The organism is Brevundimonas huaxiensis (assembly GCF_014218725.1).
In the GTDB taxonomy this organism is placed as follows: domain Bacteria; phylum Pseudomonadota; class Alphaproteobacteria; order Caulobacterales; family Caulobacteraceae; genus Brevundimonas; species Brevundimonas huaxiensis.
The window spans coordinates 115,003-136,735 of record NZ_JABBJE010000005.1; the positions used below are offsets into that span (position 1 = coordinate 115,003).

11 protein-coding genes and 1 pseudogene are annotated in these 21,733 nt (G+C 67.3%); 1 reads left to right on the forward strand and 11 read right to left on the reverse strand.

Annotated features, from left to right (window positions below; translation table 11 throughout):
* The first annotated feature begins 146 nt into the window (after positions 1–146).
* Positions 147–1,388 (forward strand): hypothetical protein, encoded by a 1,242-nt coding sequence (locus HF680_RS11320; RefSeq protein WP_185225126.1) that lies wholly within the window; start codon positions 147–149, stop codon positions 1,386–1,388.
* 53 nt (positions 1,389–1,441) lie between these two features.
* Here the strand turns inward: HF680_RS11320 and HF680_RS11325 are convergent, their stop codons facing one another.
* The 11 genes and pseudogenes from HF680_RS11325 to HF680_RS11375 form a co-directional block, all read right to left on the reverse strand.
* Entirely contained in the window at positions 1,442–2,326 is an 885-nt protein-coding gene (locus HF680_RS11325) for a phage exclusion protein Lit family protein (RefSeq protein ID WP_185225127.1), read from the reverse strand.
* A 47-nt stretch (positions 2,327–2,373) separates the two neighbouring features.
* Positions 2,374–8,304, reverse strand: a complete 5,931-nt coding sequence (locus HF680_RS11330; RefSeq protein ID WP_185225128.1) for a tetratricopeptide repeat protein — start codon at positions 8,302–8,304, stop codon at positions 2,374–2,376.
* Between the two features lie 192 nt (positions 8,305–8,496).
* Positions 8,497–9,405 carry a PD-(D/E)XK nuclease domain-containing protein gene (locus tag HF680_RS11335; protein ID WP_205196228.1) on the reverse strand — a complete coding sequence of 303 codons (909 nt, stop codon included), beginning with the start codon at positions 9,403–9,405 and terminating at the stop codon, positions 8,497–8,499.
* 483 nt (positions 9,406–9,888) lie between these two features.
* Complete coding sequence (locus HF680_RS11340) at positions 9,889–11,139, reverse strand: DUF3363 domain-containing protein (RefSeq protein ID WP_185225130.1); 1,251 nt, start codon at positions 11,137–11,139, stop codon at positions 9,889–9,891.
* Between the two features lie 317 nt (positions 11,140–11,456).
* Positions 11,457–12,395 (reverse strand): annotated as a pseudogene (locus HF680_RS16265) (DUF2493 domain-containing protein).
* Between the two features lie 307 nt (positions 12,396–12,702).
* Positions 12,703–13,110 (reverse strand): GcrA family cell cycle regulator, encoded by a 408-nt coding sequence (locus HF680_RS11350; RefSeq protein WP_185225131.1) that lies wholly within the window; start codon positions 13,108–13,110, stop codon positions 12,703–12,705.
* A 121-nt stretch (positions 13,111–13,231) separates the two neighbouring features.
* A complete protein-coding gene (locus HF680_RS11355; RefSeq protein ID WP_185225132.1) occupies positions 13,232–13,657 on the reverse strand; it encodes a single-stranded DNA-binding protein in 426 nt (141 codons plus the stop codon).
* Between the two features lie 34 nt (positions 13,658–13,691).
* On the reverse strand, positions 13,692–14,045 hold the full coding sequence (locus tag HF680_RS11360; protein ID WP_185225133.1) for a single-stranded DNA-binding protein: 354 nt from the start codon (positions 14,043–14,045) through the stop codon (positions 13,692–13,694).
* 151 nt (positions 14,046–14,196) lie between these two features.
* Positions 14,197–15,207, reverse strand: coding sequence for a DUF4238 domain-containing protein (locus HF680_RS11365; RefSeq protein WP_185225134.1), 1,011 nt, complete (start codon positions 15,205–15,207; stop codon positions 14,197–14,199).
* Between the two features lie 30 nt (positions 15,208–15,237).
* Positions 15,238–19,518: a strawberry notch-like NTP hydrolase domain-containing protein gene (locus HF680_RS11370; RefSeq protein WP_185225135.1), complete on the reverse strand. Its 4,281-nt coding sequence runs from the start codon at positions 19,516–19,518 to the stop codon at positions 15,238–15,240.
* Positions 19,519–19,658: 140 nt separating this feature from the next.
* Positions 19,659–21,725: a ParB/RepB/Spo0J family partition protein gene (locus HF680_RS11375; protein ID WP_185225136.1), complete on the reverse strand. Its 2,067-nt coding sequence runs from the start codon at positions 21,723–21,725 to the stop codon at positions 19,659–19,661.
* Positions 21,726–21,733: the final 8 nt, after the last annotated feature.

Below are 21,733 nucleotides of genomic sequence, written 5' to 3' on the forward strand. Positions count from 1 at the left end.
TGAAGTGCATCAGAGGCCTTTCCATGCCGAAGCCGCGCTGATGGGCGGCTGGAAGCCTTACCGACCACCCTTTTCTGCCTACCACCTCACTCCATCTATAGGGCTCACTCCGGAAACCTCCTGCGGACCGGAACCCGAGGCGCGCGATGAAAGTCTTTTGGTCCTGGCAAAGCGACACCCACCAGGCCTCCGGCCGCCACTTCGTGCGTGCCGCGCTGGAGGCGGCCGTTGAACGACTGGTCGATCATCCCGGACTCGAGGACGCCGAGCGCCCCAGCGTGGATTCCGACACCAGCAATGTGCCGGGATCCCCTCCGATCGCGGAGACCATCCTGCGCAAGATTCGCGAATGCGCGGTCTTCGTCGCCGATGTGACCCCGATCGAGACGACGGTGGGGGGCAAGAAGCTTCCTAATCCGAACGTGATGCTGGAACTGGGTTACGCCTTGGCAAATCTCGGTCTCGAGCGGATCATACTCGTGATGAATCAAGCAGAGGGCGCGTCCCTACGGGCTCTGCCGTTCGATCTGCGCCATTGGCGCGCCCCGCTGACATACGCCCTGAGACGGGACGCCCCGGACGATCAGAAGCAGGAGGTCCTCGCTACCCTGGTGGACGATCTAGTGGCCAGTGTCGGCCCCTGCCTCGCCTTCGTCGCCGCCAACCAAACGGCGCCCCTCCACCCGGAAGGAGTTCCTGCCGATCCGGGAGATCCGGCGATCTGGGATGGCGCAATGCCGACGGTCCGGGTCCGATCCTCGCCGATGCAGCAGGAATCCGACCTGCCTGTGGTCGCGGGCCCGAAGCTGTGGTGCCGGATCATTCCCGCAGGGCCCGTGGAGGCGAGCCGGCAGGACGTCTCGCGACCCCGGAATGGATCCCTCAGCCTCGCGCCGCTCGGCGACTACGCCAACCTCTGGACGGGCGTCTCGCAGGACGGAGCCGCAGCTTGGGTCTGGGAAGCCGGTCAGCAGAAGCTGAACGCCCTCACCCAGTGGTTCCAGGAAACGGGGGAGATCTGGGGTTTCTGGCCAGACGTCCTCACCGACTGGCAGGAGGCTTCGATGTTCAGCGACGTCTACGCCGCTAGAGGCTTGGTGCGCTCTCTCGACGTCCATGCCGCGACCTTGCAGCATTTCGGCGCCGCCTTCCCCTGGCGAATCAAGGTCGGTGTGCGAGGCCTGCACGGCAGCGTCCTGCCCACCTCCGGACGCATGGGGCGCTTGCAGGCCTTGAGCGACCGCGCGGTAGTTGAACGGATGATCCCGGCCTGGTCGGAAACCCTCTCCGGGGACATCGCCTTCGAGTTCATCGGCCGCGTCCACGATGCCTATGGCGCAACGAATCTGACACGGGAGGCATTTGATCGCATGCTGACGAACGGCTGAGGCTGACGCGGCGGCCGCGGCACCTCGCCCTCCCCGGCAGACGATCTTTCCCATCAGTGACGAGGGAAAAGCGCCTCCAGCCGGTCCGTCATCCAATCGAAAGCCGCCACGGGCGCCATATCGCCCGGCATCGGTCCGGCAGGATCGAAGATGGCCTTGAGAAGATAGACGCTGCGCTCAAGGGCCACGCTGTCGTCTCCCAGATCGAACTGGGAGGTCGCCTCACGGAACCGAAGGATGGCCGACGGATGGTCACCGCCGCCCCGTTTCGCCTGCTCGAACACGAACAACCAGGCTAGGGCGACGACGATGGCCAAGGCCCGAAACTCCCTCTCCTCACCCGCAGCCGTTTTCAACGCCCATTGGGTCGCGAAATTATCAGCGTCCCACTCCTGCCGAACCATCAAGTCGCGCCCAAACAGCTTCGTATGATTTTTGGTGATGTGTCCCAGTTCGTGGAGCATGATCCAGCTCACGGCGCCGAGCGCTAGGCTGGTGACCAGGCCGGGCTCGGTCCTCAGCGGCGCCTTGACATCAGGCATGTCCAAGCTTTCCGGCCAGGGTTCGTCCTCCCCCATCAGCCGGCGGGCGTAGTCGACATAGTCGCCGAGCCGGAATTCCGCCCATAGGCGGCCCACATCGACCGACCCGGCTCCCCGCAGTTCCGGATGGCTGGCGAGCCAGGACCCGGCGTCGCTTACATGGAAGGCGGCGTGTGCGAGACACCAGATCCCGCCGAGGCCGGAAGGAGAGACGTACAGATGGCGATCTTCGACGACAGCCGCGAAGAAGGAGGCAAGGTCGCTACGTCGCATCTCGACCGGCGTGTCACCAAACACCTGAGCGGCAAGATCGTCGGCGCGTTCCGGCGCGATCGCAAAGGGCGCGGATGCCGCCATTCGCGCCAGACCCTCGGTCGCCTCTGAGGTGGTCACCATAGTCTGTCTCCCGGTGTCGGCGGCTGCATGTGTTCACGCGGTCAGGCTCACACGGCACGAGCGGCTCGTAGCGCCTTCCAGAAGGGGCCGGCGAGACGGACCGGCGTCCGGTCTATCAGGGCATCGAGGATGTCCCGAATCGCGGGCGCGGTGTCCGGACAAGTGTCGACCAATCGCGCGATGGCCTCGGAGAAACGCTCCGGGCCGCTTCCCTCATAAGATCGCGCCGCAGCCGCGAAGGCCTCCACAAGGCCTTCGAGACGACCTGGGGCCTCCGAGGGCGCCTTCAGCCAAGTGGGGGCGAACGCCGACAATCGGGCGAGAAAGGCCTCGCTAACCTCTTCACTCGTGAACCGGCCGGCCGCCTCCGCGGCGTATCTCAAGGTTTCGACGGGCCTGTCGCGGGCCACGAGCGCCGCGGGATCGACCCGGTCGATCACGCCGTTCAATCGGCCTGCCGCCGCCTCGGGCAGAACCGGCAGGCCGACATTGAAGAGGAAGGCCCAAGCGTTTTCGTTGTCGACGGTCTCCTCCAGAACCTCCACGGCTTGGTTGAGCATCGCGTCAAGGTCGTGCCCGACCAGGATCGCTTCCGGGGTCGGGCGGTCCATCCATGTCGGCCCGACTTCGGGACGGGGGGCGAAGACGCGAATGGAGGGCCGAGGGTCCGATGCGTCCGGAGGCACCGCGAGACCACGCGCCACAGTCTCGACCGTTTCCTTCGGGAGGGCCAACATATGCCCATCGTCGCCCAAGGCATATTCCAGACCCGCCATCAGAAGGGCCGGGCCGTTCACGGCCGTGGGATGGAGGGACGAGTCGCTATGGCCATGTTCCAGGCGCAGGAGATCAACGCCGTCGAGCCGTGGCTTCTGGTTGCGGAAGAACGCGACCACTTCCTCGCCGTCCAGCCCTAGCGTCCCGAGAAGATCCGTCAGCCGGTCGGCGAAGCACCAGGTCACGACATGCTTCTGCAGCGGGGACAGATCATCCCAGTCTTCCTGGCCGGCGAACGCCTGCATCCCCCAGTGCAGAAGCGCGATAAAGAGGCCCCCGAGGCGTGTGACAGCCTCGGCGGTCGCCAGAATTTCGCCGCCTAGATCCGCTTCCACTGAAGAAACAAGGCCAAGGCGCAGCGCGCGAAGACGCTGGATGCGAGCCATTGGCGTGATCGCACGCAACCGACCCAGGTCCACGCCCGTCCATAGGGCGTCCGGCGGCGTAAAGGGCAGGCCCGCTATTCGGCCCAAGGCGGCGATCGACGGAAGATCTTTGCTGAGCCAGTCGACCGCCTGATCCATCCGCGTCTCGGGATCCCGCCAACGGACATAGGTCAGCCAATCCCGGGCTGCGGGCGGTTCGAACGCCTCCACCCCGACGTCGTCGCCCGCCTGCAGAGCAGCCGCCACCCCGTCTAGGTATAGGCGCACCGAACGGTCACGAACTTTGCGGGCGAGCTGGATGCGGCGGTCCGGCTCGGCTTCGCCGAGGAGGGCGGCCTCGAGCTCGGACCGGTCCTCGGGGAGGATGTCGCACTCCTCGAACAGCGCCGCCAGGCTGCTCTCGCGTACCTCGGGATCCCGGCTGAGCAGGCCGAAGTTCGAATCCCTCAGACTGATGTGGAGATCGCCCGAGAGATCGATCCTCCAAGGCTCGTCCTGCGCCCGCCGAATCGTGACCCGCCCCTTTTCGTCGCTGAAGGGCGCCGCCCCGCTCTCGCCATTCATGGCATCGGCGACGGCGGACCAGAAGACGCTGGCCGCGAAGGTCTTGTCCTCGACCGTGATCGCCGTCGTCTCCCCGAAGCCCAGATCCTGCATGAAGCCCAGATCGGCAGACATGGCGTCACGCAAAGAGTCCGGTAGTTGGGTAAGCACCGCCCGAGTCAGAGCGCGCACGCTCTCACGCGCCTCGGCGCTCAAGGTCTGGCCTTCCATATCGTCCAGTCGGAAGAGATCGCGGGCCCAGTCGATCGTACGGGCCGCCGTAGCCGGATCTCTCTCAAGGCGATCCATCAGCACACTGTCATTCAGCCAGGCGAGGTAGTGTTCCCGACGCTTCCAGGAAGGGTCGCCATAAGCGCTACTGAGCTGGAACGCCGCTGCGACGAGACCGGCGAAGTTCAGGGCGGCGACAGTCTCCGCCCCGTCGGCGATCGCATTGTCCTCAGCGCCGGCCCCGGGCCGAGGCAGCGTCTCGGCGCGTAGGCACCGCCAGATCCAGTCGCAGTGCGCCCGGGCGGTGTCCACGGAGATCTGCGCGTTCCATCGCGCGATCACGGCCCCTTCACAGATGCGCCGAAGATGCAGCAAGAAGGGCAGTTCGAGGGGGCGCTCGTCAGGTTCGCCCGTGGGCGTGAGCCGCAGCTTGTCGGCTAGGGTTTGGGCCAGGGCCACGTTCCTGCGCAGGACCGATAGGCCCTGCGTCTCGACCACCACGCCGTCCCGCACCTCCGCCGCCGCGAGATGATAATCGATCTCGGCCGTCTCGATTGGCAAGAAGAGGGCGCCGCCCTGTCGCAACTTGGTCAGGCGGTCGAAATAGCCAGCGTCATCGATCCGTTCGGCCCGTCGGAGTTCACCGAGGATGTCGAGCACCCCGACGATCGGCGCCTGTCCCGCGTGGGCAAAGCTGCTGAGGTAGCGATCTTCCACCCAAAGCCGGTTTTCCGTAGCCTCCCCGGCGGCGCTCATGACCTCGGCCAGGGACCGGCCGACGGCGCTCCTGGAGAAGGCGTCGTCGTTGGGATCAATCTCCAGCGCCCCACGACCGACGAAAGCGTAATGCGCTTCCGCCTGTCTTGCGATCCGACGCCGCAACCGGGAAATTGAGAGGACCAGATTGGCGGTTCGCTGGAGCGTGTCCACGAGCGCACGGGTCCGCGCCAATGACGCCGCGTCCATAAAGACTGCATACGTCGAGGCCACGGCGTCGAAAGCACCCATCTCGAAGAGGCTGTCCAGCACGTCGTCGGTGAAGACCAGCATCACGCCGGGCAAGGGCCAGCTCGACGCGGCCGCGGGCGCGGAGCACGGCAGGGCCTCACGCCACCGTTCGAGCTGTTCAGACGAGGCCGCGCCGGCCGCTTCGATTCCGAAAAGGACCTGCCCGAGCGCGAAGCCATCCTGCGGCGTTTCACCATCGGAGCCAACCGTCCGGGCGTCCGGCGGCGGCTCCAGACCGATGCGGCGGCCAACCTCCGCAAGGATCCGCCGCGCCGCCGTGCCTCGCCTTGGTTGATGATGGCGGGTGGTTCGCTCGATCTCCATCAGGGCATGCGAGGTCGCCGCTCCAATGTGCAGCCGTGGCCCGAGGGCCTCCAGCACCGGCAGCAGATCGAGCTGATGTGCAATCAACAGGGCGCTGATGTCGAGATGGTAGCGGCGTTCCCCCAGAGGCGCGGGGTCGATCCCGGCGTCCTCGCGCGAACCGGCGCGCAGGAACAGGGGGCGAGGCGCGTGCGGCGTCAAATTATAGATTTCGGCCAAGCTGGCGCCGGAGGCTTCGGCCAGAAAGTGAGTCGGCGCGATCGCCCGCTTCCACTTGTCGTCCAGTTCCGCGGCCCGCTCGCGTCCTCGCCCCAGTTCCTCGACCAGCTCATCGATCGAGACCTTCCAGACGCCTTTGCCCTCATCCGCCAGTCGACCCACGGCGACGAGCAGGTCCGGCTTCTCTCCCTCGACTCCCAAGTTGAAGCTCAGACCGTACGCCTGCAGCGCCATGGCGTCGTCGAGGTCGCGGTTGACTGCGTGGCGCCAGAGATCGCGCGCGAGCTCCGGGTCCTGGGACACGAGGTTCTGGGACCAGACCAAGGCGTCCATTGGCTCCAAGGCGCCGCCTTCGAGCGCGGCCTTCACCTTCGGAATGGCGCCCTCCAGATCGCCGAGGTTCAACCGCAAACGGGCTTCCCGCAGCCCGTCCGTCACCGTCCGGCTATCGGCCGCTAGGGCGGCGGCGCGGCTGACCGCCTGTAGAGGATCGCCGACCTGGGCCAGAGCTTCGGCCTCCACCCGGCGCAGATCGAACGGGAGGCGGCCGCCGGGGAAGAGGCTCACGTCAGAGCTGAGGATGTCCAGCGCGCCAAGCGGATCGCCATCGTTGTAGGCGGCGATCGCCGCGATACGGCTTGCGGCTGCGGTGGCGAAGCGCTGAAGGCCGGCGCGATGACGGGCGAGGACGCTCCACCGCTCGCCGTTGCTAAGGGCCGCAGCCTGGGTCAGGGCGGTGAACGGCGGCGGATCGGCGCTGATAGCCGATTCAAACTGCGACTCCGCCTGCGCCCAGTCGCCTGTCCTGTGGGCCGCTGCGAGCGTAGCGGGCACGATCTCGTCGCCGGAGGGCGCGGGGCCTAAGCGATCGCGGACATTCTCGACTTCCGCACGGACAGCCTGCGCCACACCGGTCGTCAGGGCCGTCTCGACAAGCGCCAGCAAGGCGGGTTCGTCAGCTTCCTCGGTCAACCAGTCCAGCGTCTGCGCTTCGCCGGGCGCCAGGTCGCCCTCCTTGAGGGCCCGGGTCAAGGCGGCGCGCGATGAGGTCAAATCGACCTCCAAATCACGCATCAGCACCCAGCCAATAACCTGTGTGTCGCGCGGATCGGCGGCGAGCATCCGGGCCGCCTGGTCGGCCGCCTCCTCACGCCGGGCGGGCAGATTGCCGAGGCAAGCCAGCACCCAGGCCTCGTCCGCCCACCGGCTCTGACGTAGCGGATCGCCGGCCGCCAGACGTCTGAAGCGTTCCAACGCCTGCTCCAGCCGACCCGTTGACGTATCGTCGCGACGGACCAGCATCCAGTTGAGAGGATTGGGGTTGAGAACCGTCGGAGGCGGCGCCAGCGGGGAGAGGGCCTGGGCGTAGAGGGCGGTCGCCAGGGTCCTGGAAATAGCCGTGTTGTCGGGGTCGATCATCTCGGCCCGTTCGACCGCGGCCAGACCGGCAGACCGCTCCCCACGCTGCAGATGAAGATAGGCGCGCAGCCGCAGCGCTTCGGGATCGTCCGCCTCCAGGGCGTCGAGATCGGCCTCCGCCTCCTGGGGTTTGCCGGTCACGAGCAGGAGACTCGCGCGTAGCGCCCGGCCTTTCGCCGTGGTCGGTTCGCCCAGCGCCGACAAGCCCGCCGCCGCCCCATGCGCATGCATGGCGATCAGGGCCGCCAGACGCGGCTCCACGCTCGGCGCATACCCGTCGGCTTCGGCGCTGAAAGTCCGAGCGCCGTCGATATCGCCCCGGCTCAGCGCTGCCGATCCCTGGAGCCTGACGATGCGCGATCTGAGATCATCGGGCATGCTGTCCCAGCCAACGCCGGTCCTGAGGTCCGCCAAGACGGCTTCGACCTCCGCGATGTCGCCCCGCTCAAGGCTTTTCGACGCGACAGCGAGGGTCTTCTCCGCCTCGCCCGTGAGCGCCATGGCGAAACTGTCCAGACGGTCCCTGAGATCGGTTCGGGCCGCGTCTTCCGTCCGCGCCGCCTCCGCATCCGTATCGTCGCAGATCCTGTCGACCCAGTCCCGACCGCCGAGATACTGAGACACCATTCCGGGCTGACGCCGCAGCTTCTCCTGGAGCTGCCGGGGCGACCAGACCTCGAACTCCAGGCCAAAGGTGGCGAACCGAGCCTTTGCCGCCTCGATGTCCGCAATTCGAACGCGATGATGGGTGTCGGCGGTGACGGCGAGAACGAACCGTTTCACCGATTCCGCCTTCCACCGGGAATCCCAATGCCGAAGGAAGTCATCGCACCAACCGGCGATCTCCCCTTTGACGATCTTCTGGTAGCGTTTGCAGGAAACGACGATCAATCCCTGCGGCGTCTCGCCGAACGCATCGATACCATACTGAGCATCGAAGCGGGTGTGGTAGAGGTCCGCCCGTGTGACGCCCGGCTCCTTGTCCAGCAGCGAACAACACAGCTCCTCGAAATCCTCCGAGGTCAGCTCGGCGAACTTCGGCGGATCCGCACGGCGCAGGCTCGGCGTCACGCTCTTGCGAGGTCGCGAATCACTCTCCTTGGACGTCTCAGGCCGCTTCATGCATGAAGGGTAGGAGTTTCAATCGCGAAGTCGAACAACGGAATGCGTGAAGCGGACGCCCCGTCCACAGGCGGATGGGGGCCGGTCCGCGGTTCGACCAATCCGTCAATATTCCCTGACGATCGCCCACCCTCGTGTCCATCAGCGCGGCGGCGAGACCACCACCTTGATCTCCTTCAGCCCGGTTCGCGACCCGGACAGGTCGGACTGGAAACCGGTGGCGTTCTTAAGGTGATTTCCCGGGTCGTAGACAAGGCAGACCAGCCGATCGACTTCCTGGTTGGCGCCGTAGTCAACGAAGTCGTTCGCCAGCTCTTTCTTGATCTTGCCGGTATCGGATGTCTTCCTCACATACTTCAACTCGATCATGGTCCGGAGCGGCTTGATGAAGAACTCGCACCGGGAAGCGCTACCGCCTACGGACGGGCTCCATTCCTCTTCTCGGACATCAGGGAAGTAGGCCGCCAGGATCGATCGGAAGAGATACTGACAGTCCCATTCGTCGTTGATTGCATAGGTCGCGCCGCCATGAGGATGGGTCTTGAGCGCCAGCACGCTCTCGTGGAACCGGCGTGTCAGCGCAACGACCAGATCGAGCGCGGTCTGTTCGGGATCGATCGCGGCGGCGGGCGGCGCGGGCCTGCGTGACAGGGCATGATCGATGGCACCCATAACATGAAAAACCTGGCGGCGCGCGACGTCGACGATGTGCGGCGCACCGACTAGGTTGTGCTTCTTTTCGTAATCGGCCTGCTCCTTGTCCAGGTCGTCGGCCATGGCCTGAACGAAGGCGCGGTACGTGACTAGGCCCTGCTCGAACTGTTCCGGCGACGCAAACATCTCGTTCGGGATCCGGATATCGGCGACGAATTCCTCGGAATAGTGATAAAGGTTGGAGATCACGTCGCGCGACGCGCCATGCCAAGGATCCTTCCAGGACCCTGGATAGCCCTTGGCGTCCTGCATGGCGTTGCGGAACTCTTCATCGATCGCTATCCGAGCCTTGCGGAGATACTCAAGGCTCTCCAACGCCCATTCCATCCTGTCCATATGTCGGCATCTCTTGTAGGAGCGCCGCCGTTCCGGCGACAACGCCGTCACTTGGGGATCCCTAGCTGCTACGACCAGTTCGTAAGCCGCTGGCGCATTCGAATTTCGGTTCTGGCACCCGAAAGCTGAGAGCGAGATCGAGCGTGAATCCGGGCCAGCCTGCGCCAGTTCCTCCGGATCCATTGCAGTCAGCGAAATCGGTGAAGAGTTGCGACCTCGGGACGAATGCCGTGAGGTCGCGACAAAAAGCGGACCAGGCTTCGAGCCACAAGACAGCGGACTGCGTGGAGACTGAATGGGCAAGCGAGCGACGGGCAGACGTCGGAAAAGGCCGTTTGCGCGTCCGACGCAGGAAGCCCGGCTCCAGGTCGAATCCTTCGGCAATCCGCCCGAGGACCATGAGGCTTTCAAGACGGCGATCCTTGAGGCTGCGACGGCGAACGTGGGCGCCTTCCATCCCGACGTCGCCACTGATGGCGGGCGCTAATCGCGCGCCAGGCCCGCGCCTCGCTGAGCGCCCTGGATAACCTGCGCGAGACCGCGCGCGTCCAGGGCCAGGGTGACGGTCTTGCCGACGGCGGGCGGCGTCTTTCCAACACCCAGCCGCCCGTAGTGCTCCTGACCGTCGCCGGTCCGAACGACGACATAGGGCGAGCCGCCCAGTTCGTCGTGGAAGCCGGACTTCATGACCCGCCCCCGCACGGGACCGCGGTCGAGTTGCTGGACCTTCCCGGCCCCTTCAAGCCGTCTCTGATTGAGCGTTCGGATCACGTCCTTCGACAGTTGCAGCCGGCGCAGCTTCGCTTCCAGATCGGGCGACAGCCGGAACCGGCGTCCCGAACGCTGCGCCAAGCCCAGCCTTTCAAGGTGACGCAAACGACCCCTCGTCAACGCGGTCCAGGCGTCCGTGCCGCCGACCCCGTCCTCGACCCGCCCATCGGCGTCGGCCGCAGCCATCAGTCGCCTGTCGAAGGCGGTGAAACGATCGGCCTCGGTCTCGCGCCAAACCCGCCGCTCGGCATCCTGGCGGCTGAGGTCTCCAAGGCGTTCCTGCGCCACTTCCTGAGCCCGGGCGCGAAAGCCGTAGGCGATGTAGTCGCGCGGGATGACGAGGTCCCGGCCATCACCGCGACGCCCGCGAACCAGCACATGGGCGTGCGGCTGGTCCGTGTCGAAATGGCAGACTGCGAGCCAGTTCAGACCCGGCTCTCCGAGGTCGTCGGCGACTCGTGACAGAACCTCTCTCGTATACCCCTTGAGATCCGCGATCCGATCGCCGTGTTCAGGCGAGATAATGAAACGGAAGTGGTGTCGGTCTTTGGCCCAGCCCTCTGTCGCGGCGCCCGCGTCCACGCCGTCGTGGACCGGTCCGAAGAAGGCGGCCTGCTCGCCGTCCTCGCCAGCGCCCATCCGGCCGAGGTAGCTGATGTGCGCGGCCAGGGCCGCACCGCGCGCGAACCCCTTGCCCATGTGTCGGGATACGAGCGCCTTCACCATCACCCGCTGGCGAACGTCGAGCCGGAAGGGTCGGCCGGACCGGTTCTGGGCGGCGCGCAGGCATCCCGCCCGATCCCCGTAGGCGAACAGACGCGACGCCGCGAGGCGCTGGAACATCGCCACACGCACGCTGGTCTTGTCGGATTTCAGGCGCTGCGGCAGGCGGACACGCAGGGTCGAGACGTCGTCCCTTGACGCTGCGGTAAGCCGCACCTCGATGGCGGTTCGGACCTGCATGGCTGGCGTCCAGCTGTATGACGCGGTTCCGGACCGCCAACTCAGCGCAAGTCGACGACCGTCTCCGCAAGGCCTGCAAGTGTCTGTCAGGGCAGGAGAAAGCAGAAGCCCAAAACCCCTCTTTTATCTTGCCCTAAGCCCCTCATCTGACGATTCCGCACCATAAGCCTCAACCGTGATCATCAGCCGTCAACACAGCCCAATGCCTCTACGGCGGCCACGACAGGGAAGGTGACCGCAGGCCCGACGCTCCCGGATGACAAAGAAAAACCCGCCCGGCCGAAGCCGAGCGGGTCGTTGATGTCAGTGTCGATGTGTCAGGCTGCGCGCGCCCTGATGGACACGTGCCGCAGCCCGGTCTCCATCGCCTTCTGTCCGAGATTGAGCGCCGGTCCGAACGGCCGTTGATCCGCCCGCGCCCGATCTACCGAATGGACCAGGGTCAGGCAGATCTCCGGCTCGAGCGCGATCAGCTCGTCGTTCGCCCGGAAGGGAGCCGCCTTGCCGTGGGTGTCGAAATCCGCGCGGGCGAGGATCAGTTTCACTCCCTTCTGCTGGGCCCATTTGATCGCCAGCTTCTCGGAGCCCTTCGCCCCGGTCGTCGCCAGAGCCATGTCCGGCCATTCCTGTTTCGCCCAGTTGAGGGCGTCGAAAATTCTCCCGGCATCCTCCGAAGTGTCGGCCGTCGGCGCGCCCCGGAAGGCGACCACCGGACCGCCCGGGTCAGCCTCTCCCGTCTTCCGATTGCGGATCGCCCGGATCGCCTGTTTCGCTTCGAGCTGGGCCGCCGTCAGGTGCGTGCCGCGCCGCGTTCCCCGCCAGGCCGTTCAGACCTCCCCGGTCGCGACCGTCCAGGTCTCGGAGGCCGCGTCCCGGATCAGTTCGCAGGCCTGGGTGGCCGCATCGCCCGCCCGGGCCTTGGCCGTGGCTTCCTGGAGCTCGACGTCGGCCGCTTCCGATCCGTCGAAATCCCGGTCGAGCGCGCGCATCGTATCGCGCGCCCGGTCCGCGTCCCGTTCGATCCGCCCAGCCGCCGAATGGAACGCGCCGATCAGGGCCTCTCCCAGGATCGTCTGGTAGTCCTCCAGCGCGGTGTCCGAGATCACGTCCACCAGCTCGGTCATGATCGCGCGCCCGAGCTGGATCAGAGCGTCTTCGGTCGGGTGCGGACGCCCGTCGCCCAGGGACGCGGTCAGGTCATCGAAGGCGGAGTCGGACTTCGACGAGGCGAAGAAGGGAGCATTGGAGTGGGTCATTGGAACATTCCTTGAGAATGCCGTGCGCCCCATGCGCAACGACCCCGGTCTTGGCCACAGCGGGGTCCCCGGCAGTCACCGGAGCGGAGGGCTCTTTGCCCTCCGTGGAGGGGAACGGCGCAGCCGTTGACTTCCGGGGTGCTGTGACAAGTTCGGAGGGCGTTGTGTGGGGGCAAGTCGTCGTCGCCCTTCGCGACGACGACACAACTCGGCGCATCGCTTGCGCCGATGCGGACGAGGAAGCGTCGATCTTCCTGTCCGTCGACGCCGGCGGGCCGGCGGCGCTCCCCAGGATGGTGAGCCGTCCTCAAGGCGTAACGCCCGCTAGGCGCATAAGGCCCTCGACCGACATCGGAGCGGGCCTGTAGGCGATGGTCGCGTGGGCCGTGCAGAAGGCTCCGCGTGCAGCGGGACGTCCGCAAAGGCTGAAGGCGGCATCGCCGGGTTCGCCGTAAGGCCAGCGGCACTCCGTCCGCTTCACCGACAGGATCGTTGCGGCGCCATCCGGCGGCGGCTCCGGAGCTTTCAGATCCGCTGCCTCTCGCCGAGGGCGGCCGCCAGAGCGCGCTTGCGAGAGGCCAAGGCGCGAGACCTTTCCGAGGACGGCATTGCGGGTGAGACCGCCGCCCAGCTCTCGGGCTATGGCTTCGGCGCTTCGCCCCTCGGGCCACAGGCGTTTCAGTTGATCGATCCGGTCTTCGGTCCAGGCGGACATGGCGGTCTCCTTCATCGAGCCCCGATGGCTCGCCCGGCCGCGCCCTTCCTCCCGTCTCCGCCGCCAACATGAAGAGGGCCCGGGGCGCGACGCGCTCCGGGCCCTCCAGTCCTCGCTCCGATCAGAACGGAATGTCGTCGTTCAGGTCGTAGCCGCCACCCGCCTCCACGCCGCGGTCGGCGACGCCTGAGCCGCTCGCGGCCGGTTCGCTGGCGGCACGCCGGTTCTTCAACCGAATGTCGCTGACGACGAGGCGCAGGTCGTAATGTTCGACCCCGTCCTTGCCCGTCCAGGTGTCGTTCTCGACATGGCCCTGGATGACGACGCGGCTGCCCTTGCGGGCATAGGGCTGGATGTAGTTCGCAGCCGTCGCCTCGTTGAAGCAGATGCAGTTGAAGCCGGTGGTGCGCTCGCCGGGCTCGCCATTGGCGCGCCGGAAGCGTGTCGTTTCCAGGACGCGGAAGCTCGCGCGCTTCTTGCCTGAGCCCTGCGCCGCCAGGATCGAGGGATCGGCGGCCAGATAGCCTTCGAGGGTGAGGGTTTGCATGATCAGTCTCCTTGATGATGAGTGGAAGGGAGGGTCAGGCGGCGACCCGGTCGTCCGCCGCTTCGGCCTGGCGGTCCTCGGCCCAGTCGAGGACGGTGAGCCGGTTGATCACCAGCTCCTTGGCCGTCCGTTCCGACCCGTCCCGTGCCGTGTAGGCGGTGTCGATGAAGGCGCCGATGACGACGGCCTCGCATCCTTGCGCCAGCCCACGGGCGATGACCTTCTCGTTGAGGCCCTTCGACCAGCTGACGCAGTTGACGCCAACCAGCCGGGGCTTGCCGGCATTGTCGGTCCCGCGCTGCTCGAGCAGGCGGAAGACCGCCTTGCCGAAGTCGTCACTGATCTGGGGATCGGCCGCGAGGCGGCCCGTGAACACCATGGTCTGCATGTCAGTCTCCTGTTGATCCGAAGCCGCCGGGGAGCCGATCTCCCCAATCCCGCTTCGCCCGAGACCTCCCTTCCTCTCATCCTCCACGTGAGGGCTTCTGCCCGAGCGTTCGCCGGATCTCCCGACATCGAAGAGAGTTTGCGACCTGGCGTCAGATTTCTGCAGCCCCTGCCTCGACCCTGGCCCGCACCCACTCCACATAATCCGCCACCGCATCCTCGACCCCGTAGCCCGGGGGGCGATCCCGGCCCCAGGGGTCGACCATCGCCATCTTTTCCCCAATGCTCTGGATGCGGTTGGACCCGAAGCCGGCAATTACGGCGGCAGCCTCTCTCGTGTCCTGGCCGTAGACGAAGCGGCGGGCGCGTTCGATGACTCGAGCATTGGCGAAGCGGGCGAGCTTCACGAGGCCAAGGCCGCCGACCAGCCGTCCAGCGAAGAGGCGGGAGTGGGTCGCCAGAAACATGCGGCGAGGCCCTATCGGGAGGAAGAGATAGCTGTCTTTCGCCTCGAGACCATTGGTGGTGATCATGGGGTGATCGCTCGTTAGCAAAGGGGGCGCACCGTCTGGCAGTTTCAGGACCTGCCAGGTCATTCCCGCCAAGAAGTTCGTGATGCGCGGATGGGTTAGGACGGAGGTCAGAGTTTCGGCCAGGAAGGCCTGAACCTGTTCGGGCGTGTCGGTCTCAGCGTACTGGTCCGACGCCTTTGTGGGCATCCCGGGCCGCCAGACAAACCGTTCATAGATCGCCTGGACGTCGGGCCGATCCTTGCGCCGCCATTCCTCCAGCTTCTGTTTGAGTATCTCGATTGACGCGGGCGTGCGTGTCAGCAGCGTGGTCAGCAAGGCGGCGAAGGCGCGCCGGGCCGCGTCGTCGAGGGCCTCGTCACTCCGCATCCGATCGAGAGCCGTTGCGGCCGCTGAGTCGATCATAGCCATCAGCTGCTTTTCGAGGGCGTCGGAACGGGCACCTAGGGCCGGCATGGCATAGAGGTCGAGCCCGTACCCTGTGCCGCCCGGCGCAGTCCACCGAGGGGCGACACCCTGATAGCGCACTGCATATTCGACCAGTCTCCCGTCCGAGCCAGCCCAACCCTTCAGATAGCACTCCGGGAGGAAGTGGTGCTTGCGCGCCTTGTTGGAGGGATGCCGTGTCGTCATCCCGTAACACTACTCCAGATCCGCCTCGCCTTAAGCTACGGCACCCTCCAAGACGGATTGCACGGGGTGGCGTCGCAGGACAGCCTCCACGACCTCAGGTCTGTCGATGGGACTGAACAGGCGTGGCGCGTAGGCGATGATCTCAACGAAGCAGCCAAGCGCGACCAGGGCGTCACGGTCGGTGCGGCCCCCGACCACTTCCAGCCGCCAGCGGTCCATGACCCTTGATCGCTTGAGCCAAAGCCCCCCCGAGAGGGCGAGCTGCACATTGCGGTCAAGCACGGCCGCAGCGGTGCGACCGCCGTCGGCCCAGGCGTCGCCGACCTCGGTCAGGCCCAGCGCCGTCTTCAGGCTGGCGGCCTGCACCTCGTCCAGCACGCGGCCCAGCCAACGCCGACCGTCCGGCGCGCGCACACGGCGAACCGAACATCCCTTGGACGGCAGCTTTCCCCAGATCGGCAGCAGAAGCCCGGTCGCCAGGGTCAAGCGCCGCGCCCGCCAGGGATCGGTCCCGGCGACCTCGCCTTCCCAGGCGGCGCGCCATCCGGCCTCGTCGATCTCGGACCAGGCCGATTCCTCGAAGACCTTCTCCGGCGTCACCTGATGCTGGTCGGGCCGCAACAGGCGGACAGCAGGCACCAGACGGTCGTCGTCGGTGGTGGTGGTCAGGCCGAACTCGGCCAGGGCGGCCCGCCCCGAACGCGCGTTGACCACAAGGCGGAAGGCTGCGCCCTCCGCGCCGCTCAGCGCCGCGTCCGAGCTGACGATCTCGCGCCGGACCTTCAGTTCGAACGTGACCAAGGCCGTTTCGGCCCCGGTGGAGACGTCCGTTCGGATCACCTCCTCCTCCACGACGGCCAGTTGCGCAGCTTCGATATCCTCCAGCCCGCGATCCAGATCGCCCGAGGCAGAGGCGCGCTCGAGGAGGCCTGACAGGATGGCGTCGAACTCGGCGAACAGCGCATTCTGGTCTGCGATGCGCAGAGCGAGCAGGCGGTTCAGGAAGGTATGGATCGGCGGCAGGTCGTCCGACGGCTTCAGGACTCCGTCGGCGTCGCGTAGCTTCAGGCCGGTCTTCATCTCGAAGTCCTCCAGAGTCATGGCCGACAGTTCGCCGAAGCCGAGGGCGCCGTAGAAGACCAGCAGGGCCCGGCGCGCCCACGGGCTCTCCAGATTGTCCTCGGCCCGGAACAGACCCGCGCCCGCCGTGCGGCGTTCCCCGCGTGTCAGTGCTCCGAGAGAGTCGAGCCGTCGCGCGATGGTCGAAGTGAACCGCTTCTCGCCGTGGATGTCGGTCGTCACCGGCCGAAACAGCGGCGGGCTGGCCTGATGCGTTCGATGGCTGCGGCCAAGCCCCTGGATGGCGGTGTCGGCTCGCCAGCCGGGTTCAACCAGATAGTGGGAACGACGTTGCTGGTTCTGGGCCGACAGGTCGGCATGATAGCTGCGTCCCGTTCCCCCGGCGTCGGAGAAGACCAGGATGCGTTTGCGACCGGACATGAAGGCGTCGGTCTCCGAGCGCGCGGCCGAGGCGCCGCGTCGTTCGACCAGCCGGCGACCGTCGCGCACCACAACCCGCCGCGCCCGCCCGGTGATCTCGGCGACCGCCTCCGTGCCAAAGGTTTCCAGCAGTGCGTCCAGCACGCCGGGGACGGCCGGCAGCAAGGCCATCCGTTCGATCAGGTCCTCGCGACGCCGCAAAGCCTCCTGACTGACCGCCGGCCGACCATCGACCATGACCGGGACCAGGGTGACGGCGCCGTCGTCACCCTCGATCGCTTCCATCAGGTTCACCGGGAAGGCCTCGCGCAGATAGTCGAGCACATACTCGCGCGGGGTCAGGTCAATGGAGAGGTTGTTCCACTCCTCCGGCGGGATGGAGGCCAGCCGGCGTTCCATCACCGCTTCGTTTGTGGAAACGATCTGGACCACGGCGGAACGCCCTTCGGCCAAATCGGTGCGAATAGAAGCCGCCAAGGTCGGCGCCTTCAGTCCCGAGAGAAGGTGACCGAAGAAGCGCAGCTTGGCGCCCTCGAAGGCGGAATGGACGGCCGAGGCGGCCAGGCCGCTCTTCGCCTTGCCTTCCTCGTCGCTGAAGCCGGTGGCCTTCAACGCCTCGGCCAGGTTGGCGTGGATCAGCTGGAAGGCGTCGGCCCAGGCGTCCCAGGTCCCGATGTCGTCCTCGGTCAGGGCGTGGAACAGCGGCTCGTACTCGACGCCCTCGAACGAGAGCGATCGCGCCACATACAGCCCGAGCGCCTTCAGCTCGCGCGCCACCAGCTCCATGGCCGCCACCCCGCCCTTGTCCATCGCGTCCAGGAAGTCGTCGCGGGTGACGAAGGGCGCCTCCGGCCCGCCCCACAGGCCCAGACGCACTGCGTAGGCCAGGTTTTCCGCCGTGGTCGCCCCGGTCGCCGAGACATAGAGGACGCGCGCGTTTGGCAGCCGGTTCTGAAGCGCCAGACCCGCCATCCCCTGAAGCGACGCCTTCTTCGTCCCCCGCGCCCCCTTTCCGCCGCCAGCGGCGTTGGCCATGGCGTGAGCCTCGTCGAAGGCGATGATCCCGTCGAAGTCTTCGCCCAGCCAGGCGACGATCTGGTCGAGCCGCGACGCCTTCTGGCCGCGCGCGGGCTGACGCAAGGTCGCGTAGGTGGTGAACACGATCCCCCGGTCGAGTCGGACGCCTTCTCCCAGCTTCCAGCTGTTGAGCGGCACGAGATTGTGGGGGCCCCCGCCGATCGCGCTCCAGTCGCGCCGGGCGTCGTCCAGAAGGGCGTCGTTCTTTGACAGCCAAAGGGCCTTGGTCCGCCCCTGGGCCATGTTGTCGGCGATGACCGCGGCGATCTCCCGCCCCTTGCCGCAGCCCGTGCCGTCGCCCAGGAAGAAGCCTCGCCGCAACTGGACCGCGCCCTCGGCCTCCTCCCGCGAGAGTCTCAGCTGATGCGCCGCGTCGCCCGGCGTCCACCAGGCCGGCAGAAGGCCTGCGTGGGCCTCGCCCGCGTAGATGACGGTCTCCAGCTGGGCGTCTGAGATCCGGCCCTCGTCGCGCACTGCGGGCGGCAGGACCGGTCGGTAAGACGGGGCAGGCGGGGCCACCGAAGCCATTGGACCGGACTCGACCAGGGCCGACGGATGAGGCGTCTCCACGGGCAAGGCGATCCGTGCGAGCCGGTGCGCCTGATAGAGGCCGACGTCACGACCCTCGCCGCTCCACGGCCGGGTCTCGTAGGCGACCGGCGAAGCCCCTGCGAGGAAGCCGAGCCGTCCAGAAGGGAGTGCCAGCGACCGGTCTCGGGGCGCGAGCAAGGTCCGGGCGGCGAGCTCAAGCCGAACCCGAGGTTTGGCGGTCGCCCGCTCCGGTACGGCGGCGGCCAGGGCGGCGCAGGCAGCGAGGTCCTCGCCGTTCGTCAGAAACGCGATCTCCGCGCCTGCCTCGCGCCGATCCAAGACCAGCAGCCCCGTCTCCACACTGGTCCCGTGTTTGGCGAAGGCACGCGGCGGGAAGCCGCTACGGGCAAGGACGCGCCCCCTGGCGCTCAGCCGCCGCATCAGGCCTTCGTCGGTCAGGGCCGTCATCGGCAAGACGGCGGCCAGGCGTCCGCCATCGGCCAAGGCCGCGAAGGCCGCCGTCAAATGCGCCTCAAGATCCGAGAATGGTGGATTGCAGACCGCCACGTCGAACCCGCCGGCGCCCGGCAGCAGATCCTGGACGTGGCGTCCGTCCACGCGAGACCGCGCCGCCGAAGCAAACAGGCCGTCGAGCAGCGCCGCACGGCCATCGGCCAGTTCGTTCAACGTCAGAACCCCGCCGCAGGCCTCGGCCACGACGGCGACCAGACCCGTGCCCGCCGAGGGCTCCAGCACCTTGTCGCCGGGTCGGACCTGGGCAGCCAGCACCACGAGCGCCGCCAGCTCCGGCGGGGTGGAGAATTGATCCAGCGCGAGCTGATCCTCGGTCCGTCGGCTATGGGTCAGACCCAGGCTCCCGACCGTCGCCAGGAGGGCGGTGATGCCGGCGGGCGCGTCCTCGAGCCGCGAGATTTGGGGGGTCAGCCGCCGGATCTGCAGCACGGTCGCCGCCTCGATCGCCTCATAGGCGTCCCGCCAGGCCCACAGTCCTTCGGCGTCCGACCCGCCGAAGGCTGTGGTCATGACGCTGGAGACCATCCTGCGGTCCAGCGGACGGGACCGGGCCAGATTGGCGGCGAGCGCCCGGGCGGCGGCCAGAAGGTTGGCGGCGCGGTCACAAGCGCGCGGCGTGGTGAAAAGGAAGAGGCTGGCTGCCCGAGGGGGCGTCTGGACGGCGGTCATGGGATGGGCTCCGGTCGCCCGGAGCGGCGGGCGCATCCCTCCGGTCCTCCAGGCTCGTCCCGGCCGCCCTTCCTCCCGCTCCCATGACGAAGGCCCGCCGCGACGATGTCGCGACGGGCCTCGCCCGCTTCGAGCCCGGATCAGGCGGCCGTGTCGAGCGCCGCCTCGCCTTGGGGGGTCACCTCGAAGGCGCCGACGCCGTCGTCCGGCTCACATCCGTTGTCTTCGGTCGCCTCGCCATCCCGATCGTCAACCTCGAACGCCGCAAACGCATCGGTCTCTGGGGCCGTGGTCCAGGACAGGCTCGCCGGCGCCCATCCCTTTTCGGCGGCGTTCTCCTCGACCCAGGGGATCAGGTCGGCCTTCTTCAGCAGCGCCGCCCTGACGTCGGCCCGGTCCATCTCTTCCAACATCTTCAGGAGGAGGGTCTTGGAATGCGGCTTCAGGAACTCGGCGTCGGGGGTCCAGTGCAGGGTGATGTCCGCGCCGCAAAGCTCGGCGAGTTCGGCGGCCTCGGCCCGAGCCGACTTGCGGATCAGGGTCGTCCGCTCCTCCCGGATGTCGAGCGTCAGGGCGGTCAGCTCGGCGAGGAGACCCATCTTGTCGCCATGGGCGAGGCCATTCACCCAGGCGATGACCGTCTGGCCCGACGCCTCCCAAGCGGCGCGCCGGTCATCGAGCCTCTGGCGAACGTCGCCGTCCAGCGCCTCGATGACGCGACCGCCGGCCGGCTTGAAGGCCGATGCGGTCAAGGCGAGGGCGGATTCTGACCGCTGGCCGAAACTGCGCACCGCCAGCTGATTGAACAATCGCGCAATCAACGCCGTGAAGGCGGCGCCGGGGTCGTCGGCCAGGGCGCGGATCAGGCCGCGGGTCGCCACATCCGTCCGCACGGCGTGGAGAGCGTGGTTCACGCCTTCCGTCTCCGGTTCAGGCGTGTCCACCTCCGGCGGTTGGTAGGTCCGCGCTAGGGCGACGCTCGACAAGTCGGGACCGACCTCGTCCCCAACCGGGGCCTCGATCTCCGGCTCCACAGGCGTGAAGCACTGGACGTCGATCCCGGTGCGCGCAGCAGGCCGCAGGACCATGGTGGTCGCCACGCGCCCGCGCCAGCCTGCCTGATCCATGGCCAGGCGGGCGCGGATCAGGACGTCGATCGCGGCGTCGACCGGCCCGGCGTCGGTCGTCCGGGCGAGGACCTCCTCGACAGCCTCAACGGCTGCGTTGAAGGCGTCGCGTTTGTCGCGATAGTCCGCCATCTCCGCAGCCGAGAGCTGGCCGCCGTAGACGTAGCCGGCGGCTTCCAGATCGTCCGGCAGGTCCGGTTCGGGACCTGCCGTGACTTGAACCGTCAAGCCTTCGGCCTCGTAGATCAGGGCGACCTCGCGGGCGCGTCTGGTCCAGACCTCGGTCAGAATGGCAGGGTCCAACAGAACCGGCGGCAGTTCGCCGAAGAGGTCGGTCTCGGTGCGGCCGCCGGCCAGGGCGTAGCGCTCCGGGCCGATGAGCGCGCAGCGGGCGTCGCGCGCGGTGACCCGACCCTCGTCGAGCCTCTCGGTCACGCGCCAGTCCTGGAAGCAGTGACCCTCAAGGGTCATACGGGCGATCTCAGCCTGCTCGTCCATATCGGAAAGCCGCGCGAGCAAACGCGCCTGCCGCAGGTTCAACCGCCCAAGCCGCAGCGCCTGAAGCGCAACATCCGGCAGGCCGGAAAGCGCCGCCAGACGTTTGACGTCGATCTCCGCATAGCCGAGCGCTTTGGCGATGGCGGGCACGCCGAGCTTGCCCTTCAGCATCCGGCCGATCGCCGCGATGATGTCGGCGACATGGACCGGAACCGCGGTGTTGGTCAGCAGGACCGCGGCGGCCTGACGCGCCGGATCGGTTTCGACGAAGACGTCAACGAGAAATCCGTCGTCGATGCGGCCCTGTTCGACCAGAAGGCGCAGAGCCAGTAGCCGCCGCCTTCCGTCGAGCGCCATATTGGCGGCCTCCTTCTTTCGGCCCGGGCGCACCGTGAGCGGCTGAAGCTGGCCGGCGGCGAACAGGGTTTCCGCGAGAAGCGGAATGTCGTCGTCCGGCGGCTCGCCGAAGCGAAGATTCTCCGGAGCGATGTCGAGATCTCGCAGGTGGACCAGCGGGCGATCCCGGGTGGCGGCGACCTGGAACGGCGTCGAGACGACGGCGACGGCGGTGGAACGGGGCATGAGAAGTC

What these genes read in the sequence shown, in the direction of transcription:
- HF680_RS11320 (WP_185225126.1), top strand. Translation starts at nt 147, where the DNA reads ATGAAAGTCTTTTGGTCCTGGCAAAGCGACACCCACCAGGCCTCCGGC.
- HF680_RS11325 (WP_185225127.1), bottom strand. Translation starts at nt 2,326, where the DNA reads ATGGTGACCACCTCAGAGGCGACCGAGGGTCTGGCGCGAATGGCGGCA.
- HF680_RS11335 (WP_205196228.1), bottom strand. Translation starts at nt 9,405, where the DNA reads ATGGACAGGATGGAATGGGCGTTGGAGAGCCTTGAGTATCTCCGCAAG.
- HF680_RS11340 (WP_185225130.1), bottom strand. Translation starts at nt 11,139, where the DNA reads ATGCAGGTCCGAACCGCCATCGAGGTGCGGCTTACCGCAGCGTCAAGG.
- HF680_RS11350 (WP_185225131.1), bottom strand. Translation starts at nt 13,110, where the DNA reads ATGTCCGCCTGGACCGAAGACCGGATCGATCAACTGAAACGCCTGTGG.
- HF680_RS11355 (WP_185225132.1), bottom strand. Translation starts at nt 13,657, where the DNA reads ATGCAAACCCTCACCCTCGAAGGCTATCTGGCCGCCGATCCCTCGATC.
- HF680_RS11360 (WP_185225133.1), bottom strand. Translation starts at nt 14,045, where the DNA reads ATGCAGACCATGGTGTTCACGGGCCGCCTCGCGGCCGATCCCCAGATC.
- HF680_RS11365 (WP_185225134.1), bottom strand. Translation starts at nt 15,207, where the DNA reads ATGACGACACGGCATCCCTCCAACAAGGCGCGCAAGCACCACTTCCTC.
- HF680_RS11370 (WP_185225135.1), bottom strand. Translation starts at nt 19,518, where the DNA reads ATGACCGCCGTCCAGACGCCCCCTCGGGCAGCCAGCCTCTTCCTTTTC.
- HF680_RS11375 (WP_185225136.1), bottom strand. Translation starts at nt 21,725, where the DNA reads ATGCCCCGTTCCACCGCCGTCGCCGTCGTCTCGACGCCGTTCCAGGTC.